Below are 15,793 nucleotides of genomic sequence, written 5' to 3'. Positions count from 1 at the left end.
CAGAACGGTTGCAGGCGACGTTCCGGCCCGGAGCGGCCGAACTCGCGCTCTGGGGAACGGCAGATCCCGGGAAAGCGGCCCGGGATCTCGGCTTGCCGGACGGCTACGAGGACGAGCTGACCACCGTGCTGCCCGCCGACGGGACGATCGCCGCGGCGGAAGTGCCCGCCGTCGTGGTGCCCGTCGCCGACGCGCTCGCCCCGCTCGCCGGGATGCCCTCGCCGGACCGCTGGCCCGCGTGGCAGCGGCCCGGCGACTCGCTGATCGTCTGGAGCGCGGCGGCGAAGCTGGCGTTGGAGCAGGTCGCCGCCGGACACCTGGTGCCCGGCGTGCGCGACGGCGCGGCGCGCTGGCGGCTGGCGAACCTGCATGACGACCGGTTCGCAGCGCTGGCCGCCGCGATGCCACCGGCTGCGCACGCGTTGCGCCGCGATGGCGGCCTGTGGGGCGCGTCGGAGATGCTGGCCGCCTTCGGCGACGCCGTCGCGGACGCGTGCGCGCGGGGCGCGGCGATCACCAGCGACAACGCCTGGATCACCGCGCTGACCGGGCCGGATCCGGCCGTCGAACTCGACGGCGCCGCGCTCCAGGAGTGGGGCCGGGCGCTGCCGTCCGCCCCATCGCCCGGCGGCGACCTGGAACTGCGGCTGGAAATCCCGGCCGAGGACGAGAGTCCCTGGGTGCTGACCTTCCACCTGCGCACCGACGACGAGGTGCCGGTACCGGCCGAGCGCGTCTGGTCGAACCTGCCCGGCCCGCCGCAGGACGCGCTGGTGCAGGGCCTGGCGGAAGCCGCGCGCATCTTCCGGCCGCTGGACGCGGCGCTGTCGGAGCAGCGACCCACCGAGGTGCGGCTGGACATCGGGCAGGCCGCGGAGTTCCTGGCCACCGGGCAGCCGGAGCTGGCCGCCGCGGGCATCGCCGTCGAGGTGCCGACCGACCTGGCCGGAGTGCGCCGGCTGCGGGCCCGCCTGCACGCCTCGGACGGCCAGGACTTCCGGTGGGAGGCCGTGGTCGGCGACGAGGTGCTCAGCGCCGACGAGCTCGACGAGCTGATCGCGCTGGGCCGCCCGCTGGTGCGCTGGCGCGGTCGCTGGGTCCGCGTCGACGCCCGGGAAGCGGCGGACGTCCGCACCCGGCTCGGGACGGCGCACGCGCTTCCGGAGTCCGAAGCGCTGGCCGCCGTGCTGGAAGGCAAGCGCAGCACCGAGTTCGGCGAGGTCGCCGTCTCCGCCGGTGGCCGGTTGCGGGCGCTGGTGGACCGGCTGGGCGAACCCCCGGCGGAACCACGGCTGACCGGCGTCGACGCCACGCTGCGCGACTACCAGCTGCGGGGCGTCGCGTGGTTGCAGAGCATGGCCGAGCTGGGCTTCGGCGCGGTGCTCGCCGACGACATGGGCCTGGGCAAGACGCTGCAGACCATCGCACTGCTGGCCGGCCGCGCCGGGGACCGGCCGCAGCTGGTGGTGTGCCCGACCTCGGTGGTGGACAACTGGCAGCGCGAGCTGCGCCGGTTCGCGCCGAAGCTCGCGGTGGTGCGCCACCACGGCCCGCGGCGGCCGATCGATCCCGCCGCGTTCGCGCCGGGCGCCGTGGTGATCACGACCTATCCCCTGCTGCGCTCCGACGTCCAGCTGCTGTCCGGTGTGGACTGGGACGTGGTGGTGCTGGACGAGGCCCAGCAGATCAAGAACCAGGCCGGTCAGACCGCCCAGGCCGCCGGGCGGCTGCGGGCCCGGGCCCGCGTGGCGCTGACCGGCACGCCGGTGGAGAACCGGCTCGCCGAGCTGTGGTCGATCATGCACTTCGCCAATCCCGGCCTGCTGGGCGGCTTCCACCGGTTCAAGGAGCGCTTCGCGGTCCCGATCGAGCGGTGGCACGACACCGACGCCACCCGCCGGCTGCGCTCCGTCGTCGCGCCGTTCCTGCTGCGCCGCCGCAAGTCCGAGGTGGCCACCGACCTGCCGCCCAAGGTCGAATCGGTGGTCACCTGCGCGCTGAGCGACGAGCAGGCCGCCCTGTACCGGCGGGCGGTGCGCGAGACGCTGGACGCAGGCCTGGGCACGGGGATCGCGCGGCGCGGCCGCATCCTGAAGCTGCTCACCGCGCTCAAGCAGATCTGCAACCACCCGGCGCACTTCCTCCGCGAATCCGGTCCGCTGCCCGGCCGGTCCGGCAAGCTCACCCGCGCCACCGAGATGCTGGCCGAAGCGGTCGCCGCCGAGGACCGGGCGCTGGTGTTCACCCAGTACCGGGCGATGGGCGAGCTGCTGGCCGGGCACCTGGCCGCCGAGCTGGGCCTGCCCGAGGTGCCGTTCCTGCACGGCGGGCTCAGCACCGCGCGGCGGCAGGCGATGGTGGACGCCTTCCAGCACGACGACACCGCCGCGCCGGTGCTCATCATCAGCCTCAAAGCCGGTGGCACCGGCCTGAACCTGACCCGCGCCACGCACGTGCTGCACTACGACCGCTGGTGGAACCCGGCGGTGGAGGACCAGGCGACCGACCGCGCGCACCGCATCGGCCAGTCCCGCCGCGTGCACGTGCACAAGCTGGTCGCGCACGGAACGCTCGAAGAGCGCATCGCCGAACTGCTGGAGCAGAAGCGCTCGCTGGCGGACTCGGTGATCGGCAGCGGTGAGTCCTGGCTGACCGAGCTGAGCGACGACGCTCTGCGCGAACTCGTCGAACTGTCCACGGAGGACTGATGTCGAAGAAATCGGAAGCAACGGCCTTCGGCGTCACCTGGTGGGGGCGGCGCTGGCGGCGCGCGCTGGAATCGCTCGGCGCCACCTATCCCAACCCGCGCCTGCCGCAAGGGCGTCTGCTGGCCCGCAACGGGGCGGTGCGCGACCTCGTCGTCGCACCGGGAACGGTCAGCGCGCAGGTGCACGCGCGCAACAAGGTCCTCCCCGTGACGCTGACGCTGCCGGTGTTCACCGACACCGAGTGGCGGACCGCGGTCGCGGCGCTGACCGGGCAGCTCCGGCACGCCGCCGCGCTGCTGCGGGGCGAACTGCCCGAGGACGTCGACGACACGTTGCGCGAGGTGGACCTGTCGCTGTTCCCGAAGACCGGCGAGCTCGATTCCACCTGTTCCTGCACCAGCCGCGCCAAACCGTGCGCGCACGCGGCGGCGGTGCACTACGTGCTGGCGCCGGTGCTGGACTCCGACCCGTTCCTGCTGACCCGCCTGCGCGGCCGCGACCGGGACCGGCTGCTCGCCGAGCTCCGCGCGAGCCGCTCCGCGCCGGATCTGGACCCGGCAGCGCTGTTCACCGCTCGCGGCGATCTCGCGGCCATCGAGGTCCACCCGCAGCGACCCGACGAGCGGATCCCCGAAGCGCTGCACCTGCTCGGCCGGGCCCCGGGCCTCGACGAGCGCGCCTGGCAGCAGCTGATCACCGCCGCCCAACGCGCCCGCATCCGCGCCTGGGAACTCGCCGGTGGGTCGTGAGTGCGCAACAGTGCTCGAGCACTGTTGCGCGCTCACGACCGCTTGCGGTTGAGGAACTCGGTCATGTATCGCTGGGGTTCGCCGGTGTCGAAGGCCGCGCCGAACTCGGCGACGCTCTCCGCGATCGCTCGCTCGACGGGCAGCTCCTCCCAGGAGCGCAGCAGCTTCTTCTGCTGCCGCACCGCGGACGGCCCGAACTCCGCGAGGCGGCGGGCGGTTCGGGCCACCGCGGCGTCGAGCTCCTCCGGCGGGACGACCTCGTGCACCAGGCCCCACGACAGCGCGGTCTGCGCGTCGATGTTCTCCGCGGTGAGCATCAGCCAGTCGGCGCGGCCGGTGCCGATCAGCCTCGGCAGCAGCGCGGCGTGGATCACCGACGGGATCCCCACCGCGACCTCCGGCATCCCGAAGCGCGCGGTGCTGCTGCCGATCCGCAGGTCGCAGGCCGCCGCCACCTCCACGCCGACGCCGAGGCACCAGCCGGGCAAGCGGGCGATCACCGGCGCCGGGAAGTCGCGGACCGCCTGGCACAGCGCGCGCAGCCCGTCGATGAACACCTCCGCGGCACGGCGGTCCAAAGTGGACATCTCGGTGATGTCGGCACCGCCGATGAAGGCCCGGTCACCGGTGCCGCGCAGCACGAGCGCCCGGACCTCGGGCCGAGCGGCCAGCTCGCCGATCGCCGCGGTCACCTCCGCGCCGACCGCGCTGTTGACGATGTTCAGCGCTTTGGCGTTGCGGATGGTGACCGTGGCGACGCCGTGGTCGTCCACGGAGCCGATCGCGTGCTCGGTGCTGCTGATCTCGTTCAACGCCGCTCCGTCCGCCGGTGGGTACCTCGCGGAGCGACCCTAAGCTCCCGGACCCCCGACGACCAGACCCAACTCCGCACCGCTAACGATCCGCCGCTCACCCGGCGTCGACTTCGCGCGGAATCGACACCGGCCCGGGTGGCGGGACTGGGTCAGGGTTTGACCGCGACCGCGCCGTACATGTGGACGTGCTCGTCGGCGGTCCTCCGCGCTTCGGCGTCCGGGTGCCAGTGGTTGACCAGCACGACACCGGGATCCAGCACGTCCATGCCGTCGAAGAAGCGCTCCACCTCGGCCTTGGTGCGGGACTTGAGCGGGATGCCGTTGGCGTTGTAGGCCGCCACTCCCCGCCTGACCTCGTCCGGGGCGCTGACCTCGGTGGTCATCGACAGCGCGAGCGCGCTGCCGCTCGGCAGCGGTTCGACCATCCGCCGCACGAGTTCGATCGCCTCGTCGTCGTCCGGGATGAAGTGCACGATCGCCAGCAGGCTCAGCACCACCGGCTCGTCCAGGTCGAAGGTCTCCGCGAACTCGGCGGACCCGAGGATCGCCGACGGCTGGTGCAGGTCCGCGTCGACGTAGGCCGTCCGGCCCTCCGGCGTGCTGGTCAGCAGCGCGCGGGCGTGCACCAGCACGATCGGGTCGTTGTCCACGTAGAGGACCCGCGATCCGGGATCGACGGACTGCGCGACCTCGTGCAGGTTCGGCGAGGTCGGCAGGCCCGTCCCGACGTCCAGGAACTGGCGGTAGCCCCGTTCGGCGAGGAATCGCGTCACCCGGCACATGAAGTCCCGGTTCGCCCGCATCGACTTCGGCAGGTTCGGCCAGTCGGCCGTGATCGATCCCGCCGCATCGCGATCGGCGGCGAAGTTGTCCCGGCCGCCCAGCAGGTAGTCGTAGATCCGCGCCGAGTGCGGCACATCCGTGCGCAGGTCGACCGGCGGGCGCTGGTCGGCCGATCTCTTGGCTGCCCATTCCACGGGACGCTCCAGGGTTGATCACCTAGTGGTCCGGACCACTGTAGCCCGTCCGGACCACCGTTGGCGGTGCGAGCCCGGCGACCGGGATCCGCCGGCGGCGTCAGGCCGGGACCGGCTGCGGGAGCGGGCGCACCGGGGCGGGAACCGGCTCGGGTCGCGCCACCTCCGGGCGCTTGCGGTCCACGGTGCCCAGGGTCGCGGCCAGGGCGATGCCGATCGCCGCCAGCGCCACGCCCACCAGGTTCGGCGCCAGCAGGCCGAGGCCGTGCGCGATCACCAGGCCGCCCGCGTAGGCGCCGATGGAGTTGGCGATGTTGAAGGCGGACTGCAGCGCCGCCGACACCAGCGACGGCGCGCCACCGGCCTTGTCCATCACCAGCGCCTGCATGATCGGCGCGACCATGAAACCGACGGCCCCGATGGCGAACACCGTCACCGCCGCGGCCACCTTGTTGCCGGAGGTGAAGGTGAACAGGCCCAGCACCGCGGCCACGCCGACCAGCGCCGCGTAGACGCCGGGCATCACGGCCTTGTCCGCGATCCGGCCGCCCAGGAAGTTGCCCGCGGTCATGCCGAGCCCGGCCAGCGCCAGCAGCACCGTGACACCCGTCGGCGAGTAGCCGGAGACGTCGGTGAGGATCGGGGTCAGGTAGCTCAGCACGGCGAAGGTGCCGCCGAGCCCGAAGGTGACGATGGCCAGCGCCAGCCACACCTGCGGCGAGCGGAACGCGGCGAGCTGCTCGAGCACGGCGGACTGCCCGGCCACCGGCCTGCCCTGGTCCGGCACCAGCCGGGCGATGGCGGCGACGCCGGCCATCCCGATCACCGCGACCACGGCGAAGGTGGCCCGCCAGCCGAACTGCTGCCCGAGCAGCGTGCCCAGCGGCACGCCGACGACGTTGGCCAGCGTCAGCCCCATGAACATCATCGACACGGCCTTGGCCCGGTTGCCCGGTCCGGCCATGGTGGCGGCCACCACCGCTCCGGCGCCGAAGAAGGCGCCGTGCGGCAGGCCGGTCAGGAATCGGAAGAACACGCCCACCCCGGCGCTGGGCGCCAGCGCGAAGAGCGCGTTGCCCGCGGTGAACATGCTCATCGTCAGGACGAGCATGGTCTTGCGGGACAACCGGGCACCCAGCAGCGTGAGCGCGGGTGCTCCGACCACGACGCCGAGGGCGTACCCGGAGATCAGGTTCCCGGCGGTGGGGATGGAAACGCCGAGCTCGGCGGCGGCCTGCGGCAGGACGCCCATCATCACGAACTCGGCGGTGCCGATGCCGAAGGCGCCTACGGCGAGTGCGACCAGCGCGAAGGGCACAGTTCTCCTCTCGGGGAAGGACGGGAAGTCGGCGGGCGGTTCGCCGCGTTTCGGGGTCACGACGAACTGAATCGATAAAGAGCCACTCCGAGAACGAGGACAGCCGTCCTCGTCGGATTCGAGCCCCCATCGGCTGCCCGGCATCCAGTCTCGGCGCTGGCCCCCGGCATGTCCAACCAGAACGAGGTGAACCGAAACACGGAGTAGCCAAACCCCGGGAATCACGTAACCCACATAGGTGAGCGTGACGGCTGCGTGGCGCTACGCACCCTTCACATCAGCCTGCTCGATTACTCTGCGCTGTCAGCGAGGCCCAGCACCAGGTCGTAAGCCTGGCGTCGGGACCAACCCGCCGAATCGATCAGCGCGCGCGAGATCGTCTTCTGCGAGACGCCCTGCCCGAGCAGGGCGCGGATCAAGCCGGGCGCGTCGACGTCGGTGTCCTCGCCGGTGGCGGCGACCGGGGCGAGGCAGCAGAAGATCTCGGTGGAACCACCGGGTGGCAGCTCCGAGGTGGTGCCCAGCCACGGGCGTTCCGAGTTTCCCGCGGAGAGCACGGCGGCTCTGCGCTCTCCGGCTTCCTCGGCGATCCCCGGCAGCTGGTCGGCGGCACACCGGAAGACGACCGCGGCGTTGGCGTGCTTGCGGACGGCTTTGACGATGGCCCTGCGGTTGGTGTCGTCGACCAGCAGCACCGGAGCCCCGCTCGGGCAGATCGCGGCGACCGCCAGCTGCGCGGGCAGGCCGAGCACTTCGAAGGGCACGTCCTCGGTCGCGGCGAGTTCGGCGACGACGTCGCTCCGAGCGCTGACGGCGGACACCACCAGGACGCGCTCTCCGCGTTCCAAGGCGGCGCGCAGCTTTCCCCGGTCGGCCTTGCGCGCGTCGGCGACCACGCGGTCGGCGTCCTTCACCCCGGCGACCAGCGCGCGGGCCGGTTGATCCTCGACCAGGACGTGGTCCGCCGACGCGACTTCGGCGGCGAGCCGCGAACTTCCGCTCTCCCGCGCGTGGAACAGCACCAGCCCGCCGGCGGCCTCGGCATCGCGCTCGACGGTGATGTCCACTTCGGACTCGGGATCGCGGAGGACGTCGAGCAGATCGCGGGGCAGCGCGCTCGCCGCCAGATCGGCGTCGGTGGCCAGCGTGTTCGCCAACCGCTCGGAACTCCGCCGCACCACCGCAGTCGTTCCGGGTCGCCACATCGAGTTGGCCACCGCGCGGACGGTCGCGCTGCGATCGCCGACGCCGATGGTGATCCGCACCGGACCGGCGATCCCCGGCGCCCCGGCCTCGACCACCTCGGCGGCCACTCCCACGACGCAGGTCGCGCGCGCGGTGATCTCCGGATCGACCGCGAACTCCAGGGTCTTGCCGTGCGTGGCGCGAATGTCGCCGTGCCCCCGGCACTTCATGCGCAGCAGCACGTCCGCCATCACGCCCTCCGTCACTTCCCGATGACGCCCGTGAGCCCGAGCACGTCGAGCTCGTCGCGCGTCGAGCCCAGCCGCCGGGTCCACGACGTGGCCAGCGCGTCGAGCTCTTCGGCGCCGAAGTACCTCGCCTCGTTCAGCGTCCACCCGCCCGCCGCGTAGTAGGGCGCGAGCTGCTCCATCGCCGAATCCGGGGTCGGCTCTGGGTGATCGCCCACCTCCGGGACCGGCGGGCGCCACGCGTGCAGGTTGAGCGTGACCAGGAACTCCGCCCCGGGCACGCAGAGCCGCGCGAGCCCCTGCAGCATCTCCGCGTCGGAACCGAGCATCCCGCGCAGCAGGCTGCCCCACGGCATCAGCGAGTGCAGCTCCGTGACGCTGTGCAGCTCGGCGGGCGGCTTCTCCGCGGCCGCCCACACGCAGATCAGGTTCGGCGCACCGCCCTTCGCCGGGGACGCCTTCGCCTTCCCGGCGACCTTCTGCATGTTGTCCTTGGCCGCGTCGAGCGCGATCACCAGGGTGTCCTGCGCCGCGCGCGCGAGCTTGTAGGCGTGCTTGGCGTTGCCCGCCCCGACGTCGAGGATCACCCCGCCGGAGTACCGCTCCACCATCTCGTCGAACTGCTCCGCGGAGAACTCCACGACGTTCTTGCCCACCACCCTGCGCATGCGCTCAGTCTAGAGACCACGACTTCCGGGTCGCGGAGCGCGCGGGTTCAGCCGGTGCGGAAGGCACCGCCGAGATCGGCGGCCCATTCGGACCAGTTGCTGGAGGAGGGAACGCGTTGGTAGGCCCGCTCCATGCCGCCCGTCTTGCCGATCGCGTGCACCACGAACCGGCCCTGCGAGTCCTGGATCACCGACACGGCCCGCGCGACGTTGCCACCGCGGTCCTGCCACTCCGACCACTTCACGCGGTCCACCCCGGCCTGGTAGACCTCCCGCAGCACCCCGCCGCGGTCCAGCACGTGCACCGCCACGCCGCCCCTGCGGCCGGTGGTGGCGAACGGCTTGCCCTGCAGCCTGCCGCCCAAGTCCTCCCAGCCCACCCACGCGTTCGACGCGGCATCCGTCTCGACGTTGTGCGCCAGCGAACCGCTGCCGTTCAACGCGAAGACCCGGAGCCTGCCTTCGAGGTCCATGACCACCGCGGGCGGGCCTGCCGCGGAGGCGCCCAGCTCCTGCGGAACGTGCCACTCGGCAGCGGAGGTGCTGGCCTGCGAGATCGTCCGCAGCTGCCCGTCCGGTCCGGAGGCGAAGATCCGCAGCTTGCCCTGCGAATCCCGGTAGAGCGCCGGATCGTGCGCCGCGGGCGCCGGCAACCGCTGCCACTCGCTCCAGGTGTCGGCGACGACGGCGGTCTGCTGGAGCACCTGCAGCGAACCGTCCGCGCCCCGCGCCACCACGACCAGCTTGCCGTCGGCGTCCTGCGCCACCGCAGGGGTTCCCACCAGCTGCGCGCCCCCGAGATCGCGCCACCTGCGCGTGCCGTTCAGGGCGGGTTCGAGCCCGCGGTTCTGCAGGAGGCGGCCGTCGGTGCCGACGACGAACGCGGTCATCTCGCCGATCGCGTTGGTGGCCAGCACCGGATCGCCCGCGGCGCTGGCGCCCAGGTCGACCCACCCGTCGAACTCGGGCCCGCTGGGCCGGTCGGTCTGGGAACTGGTCAGCACGCTCCCGCTCGTGCTCGTCGCGACCAGCACCACCCGCCCCGAGCCGTCCAGCCGGGACGGCGCCCCGGGCAGCGGCGACACCCGCAGCGACGGTGAGGTGGGGGAAGGTTCTCCGACGACGCCGCCCGGGCTGTACTCGCCCGTGACCGGCGCCTCGAGACCGGCCGGATCGCCGGGAGGAACGGGCTGCTCCACCACCTGGCTGAAGACCACGATCGGTGCCGCGATCAGCACCAGACCGCCGATGCCGGCCAGCGCCAGCAGCTTGTGGTCGTTGTGCCGCCGGACCGGTGGCATGGGCATCGTCCGCTGGGTCTCGACCGAGAGGGGTTCCGCGCCGGGGCCGGTCTCGGCCTGCTGCGACTCCCCGCGCCCGCTGGACGGGCGCTCCGATCGGCCGCGACCCGAGAACAGAGGCACTGCCACCCCATCCCTGTAGTGTGGTCATCGCTGAACGTCACACTAACGGGTAGCGCCATCGCGCGGGGTGCACTCCGGGTACGTGATCACCGCCTCGGCCGCAGCCGCTCGCCGACGGCCCTCAGATGACGCCGGCGCGCAGTCCGTAGGCGACCAGGTGCGGCCGGTTGCGCACGTTGAGGCGGCTGGTCATCGCCTGGATGATGTTCTTCACCGTGCGCTGCGAGTAGCACAGCCGGTTCCCGATCTCCTCGGTGTCCAGGCCGTCGGCCAGCAGGCGCACCACGTCGATCTCGCGCGGTGTCATGCTCGCGGAGTTCAGCCCGAGCGGCGCCAGCACTTCCTGCTGCAGGTCCTTGACCTGCCGCAGCAGCTCGCCGAGCAGGTTCGGCGGCAGCGCCCCGCCACCACCGGCCGCGAGGTCGATCGCGCGCACCAGCCGCTCCTCGGTCGCCGCGCCCCGGTGCAGCACCGCCACCACCCGGCATTCGACCAGGCTCAGCAGGTGGGAGCGGTCGAGTTCGCTGGCCACCAGCACCACCGGCGCCGAGGACCGGGCGGCCGCCCGGCGCAGCGCGGCGGTGGCCGCGGCATCGACCCGCTCCGGCGCGAACACCAGCACGTCGACGTCGTCGGGGTGCTCGTCGCCCGCGACGAACACCTCCAGGCGCGCCATCAGGCTCTGGGTCAGGCCGTTCAGCGTGATGGGGTCCGACGCGCAGACGGCCACCCGGGTCCGTTCCTCCGAAGCTTTCCCGGCCGCCCGGTCCGCCGGGCGCCTCGCCAATCCGGTCTGGGAAGTCATCCTCGTTCACCCTCCGAACCTGAACCACGAGAAGCAGTGCGCCGCGCCGCTCGCGAACGAGGCGGAGCGGACACCACGAGTCTGCGGAACATCGACGGCGCCGAGGGACGAGGAGCGGCCGCGCCGGGATATCCCCCACTTGGCCGCGTGGTGCTTCCGGGTTCAGGCCTGTTGCGCGGCGCGGGCTCGGGTACCTCCGGGCAGCGCTCCCGCTCGATCTCGCGGTCCAGACGATCGAGCGCGTCACCGCGCTGGCCGCCGAGAAGAGGTCTCGGAGGACCGGATCGGGTGGGCAGCCGGTGGGCTGTCCACCCTTTCGGTTCGCCGGGGCAGCGGTATCCGGACCTCGAAGCGGCAGCCACCGGGCACGTTGCGCACCGAGATGCCGCCGTCGTGGGCCCGCACGATCTCCTGCGCGATGGCCAGCCCGGGCCCCGCGGCGTTCCAGCCCGCCTCGAAGACCGATCCGAGGTCGCACTCCGGGATCCCGCCGCACTCGTCGGCCACCGACACCACCGCCTGACCGCCGGTCTCCCGCACTCCGACGGAGATCACCGCGCCCGCCGGACTGCACCGGATGCCGTTCACCAGCAGTGCGTTGAGCACCCGGGTCATCGACCGGTCGTCGACGCGGACCAGGACCTGCTCGACCACCTCGGCCCGCAGCCGGATGCCGTTCTCACCGGCCAGCGCGCCGAGCGAGGCCACCTCGTCGCTGACGAGGTCGTCGAGGGCCACTTCCCGCGCCTCCAGCCGGTTCTCCCCCGCTCGGGCCCGGGAGAGCTCCAGCAGATCGTCCACCACGCCCAGCACCTGCTCGGCGTCGGTGCGGATCTGCCTGCAGCACGTTGGGAGTTCACCGGCCGCGCCGTCCTCAATGGACTCGATCAGGCGCTGGATCCGGTGCACCGGGTCGCGCAGGTAGCGCGAGACCCAGGTGATCAGCCGACGCCGCGATGCTTCCGCCGCCCGCTCGCGCAACCTGGGGCTCGTCGGCTCGTCGCGGGCCGTGCTCAGCTCTCGCGCCAGTTCGGCGTCCGGCGGCGGGTCCCCGGCCCGGTGCGTCTCGCCGACCGGTCGGCAGCGGCCCGCCGGCACCGTCCGGACGAGCAGCAGTCCGATCAGGACGGCCACCGCACCGGCCACCAGGTTGATCACCACGTGCGCGGTCGGCGACACCTCGACAGACCGCGCGATCAGCACCGCGGTGACGGTGCCGGCGTTCATCGCGCACACGGTGATGCCGGTGATCGCGAGCAGCGAGAGGCCCACCGGGTGAGGGCGGAGCAGGCGCAGCGCCACGACGCCGAGCAGCCCGACGCCCGCCGACTCCGATATCGCGACCAGCGCGATCAGCACCGCGTTCACGCGAAGACCGGCTCGTCGACCTCCTCGGTGCGCTCGCCCGTCGCCACGAAGACCCCGACCCGGCCCGTCAGCGTCCGGGACAGGCCACCGCGCACCGCCGCCCGGGCCCGCCCCACCGGGTTCTCCGCGGCCCGCGGCCGGACTTGGTGCGCCGCCGGTTCAGCCTGGTTCATCCGCGTCCATCCTCAGAGCTACGACCGGCCGCGCACCCCGGTCCGGGCACGACCATCGCCCCAGCCTGCCCCGGCGCGAACCGTCCGAGCGGGATCCGGCCGTCGCAGCGGGATTCCCCTCACGTGCGAGGCAGAACGCACGGTCGGCCTCGCCGCTCGGTCAGCCGCTGATCCGCCTGGCCCGCAGGTAGTCGATCACGAGCCGTTCGAGGTCCGGCCGCTGCCCTTCCCAGCCCGCCGCGAGCGAGCCGGGAGCGCGGACGAGCGCGCGCTGCTGCCTGCCCGTCCGGCTCGCGTGGATCACCGCTCCGGGAAGGGAAGAACCGTCGCCGGCCGGGCCGATGACGTCCAGGTGGTCGTCGAGCAGCTCATCGACGTCACCGCTGAGCAGCACCTCGCCGGCGTGCAGCAGCACGAGGTGATCGCACACGTCGCGCAGCTCGCCGAGCGAGTGCGAGGACAGCACCACCGTCATCCCGCGCTCGGCGACATCGGCCAGCAGCAGCCGGAGGAATTCCTCGCGGGCCAGCGGATCGAGATCCGACATCGGCTCGTCGAGCAGCAGCAGCTTCGGCAGCCTGCCGAGGCACAGCGCGAGCGCGAGCTGGGTGCGCATGCCCTGCGACAGCGAACCGACGCGGCTGCTGGGATCCATCTCCGGGTGCGCGGCGAGGGCTTCCTCGACGCGCTCCGACGACCACCGCTCGTTCACCGCGCCCACCGCCCGGATCATCTCCGCGATGGTGAAGTTCGCGTACAGCGGGCGGTGCTGCGGCAGGATCGCCGCGTCCGGGTGCAGGCGGCCGCGCACCTCGTCGCCGAACACCCGCACCTCTCCCGCGGACGGACGGATCAGCCCGGCCGCCAACCCGAGGAAGGTGCTCTTGCCCCCGCCGTTCGAGCCGACCAGCCCGACCACCTTTCCCGCGGGCAGCTCGACGGTGCAGTCCCGGAGAGCCGGTTTCCGGCCGTAGCTCTTGGACAAACCGATGGTGCGCAACGCGCTCATTGTGCGTTCGGCCCCTCAACGTTGGAAGTGCTCGTCCCGGACGGCCGCGTAGAGCGCGTCGACGGCCTCCACGGCGAGACCGCCGCTCTTCGCACGGCTCATCCACTCTTCCAGATCGCGCCGCAGCGGCGCCTCGACGGCGGTCAGCTCGCTCGCCAGCGAACGCGTCACGAAAGTCCCCACCCCGCGCCGGGCCTCGACCAGCCCTTCGCGTTCGAGCTCGCGGTACGCCTTGAGCACCGTGTTCGGATTGACCGCCGTCGCCTCCACCACCTCACGCGCGGTGGGCAGCCGATCTCCGGGCCCCAGCAGGCCCAGCCGCATGGCCTGTTCGACCTGCTGGATGATCTGGACGTACGTGGAGACCCCGGAACGACGGTCGATCCGGAACTCGATCATACGGCCCAGCATAATCGGCCCCGCTCATCCGAGCGCGGAACCCGGCGCCGGTTCAGTGCTGCCGTTGCAGCGTCCACGCGGTCCCCACCAGCAGCAGGACCGCGGCGAGGCCGAACGCGGCGAACTCGGCCAGCTGCAACCCCGGCGCCGCGGACGGGAAGAGCACGTCGGCGTACGACCCGACCACGCCCTTCTCCGCGTAGCAGGCGGCGAAGTCCGGAGTGGACCCGTCCGGCGGAGTCGGGCAGGCGGTCACGTCCGTCAGCTCCGGGCGCAGCAGCTGCCCGTCCTTGCCGAGATAGCCGGAGTCCAGCACCATGATCCCGAAGTCACCGGGCACCGGGCTGCTCATCGGGTCGGCGTTGGTGAGCCGCTGCACCGGCAAGAAGTTCGGGGCGACGTTGGTCACCACGGTGCGCAGCACGATCAGCGCGCCCAGCGTCGTGGACAAGGCCATCAGCGAACGCCGCATGACCGCGCCCAGCATCGCGCCCAAGGCGAAGGCGAACAGCAGGTGCGCGACGGGCATGGGCCCGGTGGTGTCGAGGTTCAGCCATTGGAAGGGACTGGTCCGCTCCGGGCCCAGCATCCCGGCGGCCGCCACCCACCGGTCGACGAGCAGCTGGATCACCACCACCACGAGCGCGGACGGCAGCAGCAGCACCGCCACCTTGGTGCTCATCCAGCGGAGCCGGCTGACGGACTGGGTGAAGGCGAGCACGTGCGTGCCGTGCTCGAGCTCCCTGGCGAACAGCGGAGCGCCGAAGAACGCACCCATCAGCACCGGGAGGGCGAAGACCGCCCCTTGCCCGAGCTTGATCAGGTCGAACCACTCCCGCTGGAACTCGGTCCGCGCCGTCGCGCAGTCGGGAGTCCGCTCGTAGACCGACAGGCACGCCTGCAGCCCGAGCTCGCCGATGCGACCGGTCATGCTGGAATGCAGCAGCAGCACGGCCGCGCTGCCGAACAGCAGTGCGGCTGCCAAGGTGATCAGCTGGGCGCGGTGCTGGCGCCAGGCGACCCAGATCATGCCGCCACCTCCGCGTCGTCGTTGTTGCGCATGTAGGCCAGCGCGATGTCGTTGAGCCGGGGCGCCTGCTCGCGCCATCCGGGCGCTGCCACCGGAGCGCTCCGCTTGGTGATCAGCACCTGCTCCTGCCCGGAGCGCACGCTGTCGACGACGTCGCCCGACGCAACGGGCGGCTGCCCGGATCCGCGCAGAACACGATGCCCCGCAACGAGATCGGCGACCGGACCGTCCAGCCGGACCCGGCCGTTGCCCAGCAGCACCAGGTGATCGCAGACCGTTTCGAGCTCCTCCAGCACGTGCGAGGACAGCAGGACCCCGATGCCGTGCAGGCGCGATTCCTCCTGCAGCGTGCGCATGGTCGCTTCCCGGGCCAGCGGGTCGAGCTCGGCCAGGGGCTCGTCGAGCATCAGCAGACCGGGGCGCTTGCCCAGCGCCAGCACGAGCGCCACCCTGGTGCGCTGCCCGCCGGAGAGCTTGCCGACCTTGGCCTCGAACGGCACCTCCGCCGCGCGGATGAGCTGCTCGGCGTACCCCTGGTCCCAGCGGGTGTTCATGCGCGCGGCGAAGCGCAGCGACTCCGACACCGTCAGGCCCGGGTAGAGCGGCTTCTGCTGGGCCACGTAGGCGACCTCCTCGGGCGCACCGGTTCCGCTGGGCCGGCGCCCGAACACCTCGATCGCGCCTTCGGTCGGCTTGAGCAGACCGGCGATCAGGCCCATCAGAGTGCTCTTGCCCGCCCCGTTGTGGCCGACCAGCGCGACCACCCGGCTCTGGGGCAACGACAGCGAACAACCGCGCAGCGCCCACCCGCGGCGATATCTCTTGGCCAGCTGGTGGGCCCGCACCGCGGGCACCTCTCCCGAGCTCATGATCACCCTGCCTCGTCATTTCACTAGATAACTAGTGAAATGGTACAC

Annotated in this window: 15 protein-coding genes; 2 read left to right on the top strand and 13 right to left on the bottom strand. The window is 72.4% G+C overall.

Annotation, left to right across the window (positions count from 1 at the left end):
• The first annotated feature begins 8 nt into the window (after positions 1 to 8).
• The gene (locus C4T78_RS16275) at positions 9 to 2,708 is read left to right on the top strand and encodes a DEAD/DEAH box helicase (RefSeq protein WP_235862965.1); all 2,700 of its coding nucleotides are present in this window, start codon (positions 9 to 11) and stop codon (positions 2,706 to 2,708) included.
• Positions 2,708 to 3,457, top strand: a complete 750-nt coding sequence (locus C4T78_RS16270) for an SWIM zinc finger family protein (RefSeq protein ID WP_093345544.1) — start codon at positions 2,708 to 2,710, stop codon at positions 3,455 to 3,457. The genes C4T78_RS16275 and C4T78_RS16270 overlap by 1 nt, the downstream gene beginning before the upstream one ends.
• A gap of 32 nt (positions 3,458 to 3,489) precedes the next feature.
• Here the strand turns inward: C4T78_RS16270 and C4T78_RS16265 are convergent, their stop codons facing one another.
• The 13 genes from C4T78_RS16265 to C4T78_RS16210 all read right to left on the bottom strand — a co-directional run bounded on the left by C4T78_RS16265 (position 3,490) and on the right by C4T78_RS16210 (position 15,745).
• Complete coding sequence (locus C4T78_RS16265; RefSeq protein WP_093345541.1) at positions 3,490 to 4,269, bottom strand: enoyl-CoA hydratase; 780 nt, start codon at positions 4,267 to 4,269, stop codon at positions 3,490 to 3,492.
• A gap of 152 nt (positions 4,270 to 4,421) precedes the next feature.
• Entirely contained in the window at positions 4,422 to 5,249 is an 828-nt protein-coding gene (locus C4T78_RS16260) for an SAM-dependent methyltransferase (RefSeq protein ID WP_093345539.1), read from the bottom strand.
• Positions 5,250 to 5,349: 100 nt separating this feature from the next.
• Positions 5,350 to 6,567, bottom strand: a complete 1,218-nt coding sequence (locus tag C4T78_RS16255; protein WP_093345536.1) for an MFS transporter — start codon at positions 6,565 to 6,567, stop codon at positions 5,350 to 5,352.
• 290 nt (positions 6,568 to 6,857) lie between these two features.
• Positions 6,858 to 8,003 (bottom strand): DUF371 domain-containing protein, encoded by a 1,146-nt coding sequence (locus tag C4T78_RS16250; RefSeq protein WP_093345534.1) that lies wholly within the window; start codon positions 8,001 to 8,003, stop codon positions 6,858 to 6,860.
• Between the two features lie 11 nt (positions 8,004 to 8,014).
• The gene (gene kamC / locus C4T78_RS16245) at positions 8,015 to 8,668 is read right to left on the bottom strand and encodes a 16S rRNA (adenine(1408)-N(1))-methyltransferase KamC (RefSeq protein ID WP_093345532.1); all 654 of its coding nucleotides are present in this window, start codon (positions 8,666 to 8,668) and stop codon (positions 8,015 to 8,017) included.
• Positions 8,669 to 8,715: 47 nt separating this feature from the next.
• Positions 8,716 to 10,098: a PLL family lectin gene (locus tag C4T78_RS16240; protein WP_143185713.1), complete on the bottom strand. Its 1,383-nt coding sequence runs from the start codon at positions 10,096 to 10,098 to the stop codon at positions 8,716 to 8,718.
• Between the two features lie 115 nt (positions 10,099 to 10,213).
• Positions 10,214 to 10,822 (bottom strand): helix-turn-helix transcriptional regulator, encoded by a 609-nt coding sequence (locus tag C4T78_RS16235; protein ID WP_235862964.1) that lies wholly within the window; start codon positions 10,820 to 10,822, stop codon positions 10,214 to 10,216.
• 318 nt (positions 10,823 to 11,140) lie between these two features.
• Complete coding sequence (locus C4T78_RS16230; RefSeq protein ID WP_093345524.1) at positions 11,141 to 12,265, bottom strand: sensor histidine kinase; 1,125 nt, start codon at positions 12,263 to 12,265, stop codon at positions 11,141 to 11,143.
• Positions 12,262 to 12,438, bottom strand: a complete 177-nt coding sequence (locus C4T78_RS36435; protein WP_177247360.1) for a hypothetical protein — start codon at positions 12,436 to 12,438, stop codon at positions 12,262 to 12,264. Before C4T78_RS36435 ends, C4T78_RS16230 begins: the two co-directional genes overlap by 4 nt.
• A 160-nt stretch (positions 12,439 to 12,598) precedes the next feature.
• Positions 12,599 to 13,447 carry an ABC transporter ATP-binding protein gene (locus C4T78_RS16225; protein WP_093345522.1) on the bottom strand — a complete coding sequence of 283 codons (849 nt, stop codon included), beginning with the start codon at positions 13,445 to 13,447 and terminating at the stop codon, positions 12,599 to 12,601.
• A 15-nt stretch (positions 13,448 to 13,462) separates the two neighbouring features.
• A complete protein-coding gene (locus tag C4T78_RS16220; protein WP_093345519.1) occupies positions 13,463 to 13,846 on the bottom strand; it encodes a GntR family transcriptional regulator in 384 nt (127 codons plus the stop codon).
• A 52-nt stretch (positions 13,847 to 13,898) separates the two neighbouring features.
• Complete coding sequence (locus C4T78_RS16215; RefSeq protein WP_093345516.1) at positions 13,899 to 14,876, bottom strand: ABC-2 membrane transporter-related protein; 978 nt, start codon at positions 14,874 to 14,876, stop codon at positions 13,899 to 13,901.
• Positions 14,873 to 15,745, bottom strand: a complete 873-nt coding sequence (locus tag C4T78_RS16210) for an ABC transporter ATP-binding protein (RefSeq protein WP_093348237.1) — start codon at positions 15,743 to 15,745, stop codon at positions 14,873 to 14,875. Before C4T78_RS16210 ends, C4T78_RS16215 begins: the two co-directional genes overlap by 4 nt.
• Between the last annotated feature and the right edge of the window lie 48 nt (positions 15,746 to 15,793).

This window comes from Saccharopolyspora kobensis (genome assembly GCF_900108315.1).
In the GTDB taxonomy this organism is placed as follows: domain Bacteria; phylum Actinomycetota; class Actinomycetes; order Mycobacteriales; family Pseudonocardiaceae; genus Saccharopolyspora; species Saccharopolyspora kobensis.
Note: the sequence above shows the minus strand (reverse complement) of the source record. Positions and strands in the feature narration are given on the sequence as shown.

Excerpts from the sequence above, each read along its gene's own strand:
- C4T78_RS16250 (WP_093345534.1), bottom strand. The coding sequence starts at position 8,003 with ATGGCGGACGTGCTGCTGCGCATGAAGTGCCGGGGGCACGGCGACATT.
- C4T78_RS16225 (WP_093345522.1), bottom strand. The coding sequence starts at position 13,447 with ATGAGCGCGTTGCGCACCATCGGTTTGTCCAAGAGCTACGGCCGGAAA.
- C4T78_RS16270 (WP_093345544.1), top strand. The coding sequence starts at position 2,708 with ATGTCGAAGAAATCGGAAGCAACGGCCTTCGGCGTCACCTGGTGGGGG.
- C4T78_RS16220 (WP_093345519.1), bottom strand. The coding sequence starts at position 13,846 with ATGATCGAGTTCCGGATCGACCGTCGTTCCGGGGTCTCCACGTACGTC.
- kamC (WP_093345532.1), bottom strand. The coding sequence starts at position 8,668 with ATGCGCAGGGTGGTGGGCAAGAACGTCGTGGAGTTCTCCGCGGAGCAG.
- C4T78_RS16210 (WP_093348237.1), bottom strand. The coding sequence starts at position 15,745 with ATGAGCTCGGGAGAGGTGCCCGCGGTGCGGGCCCACCAGCTGGCCAAG.
- C4T78_RS16215 (WP_093345516.1), bottom strand. The coding sequence starts at position 14,876 with ATGATCTGGGTCGCCTGGCGCCAGCACCGCGCCCAGCTGATCACCTTG.
- C4T78_RS36435 (WP_177247360.1), bottom strand. The coding sequence starts at position 12,438 with ATGAACCAGGCTGAACCGGCGGCGCACCAAGTCCGGCCGCGGGCCGCG.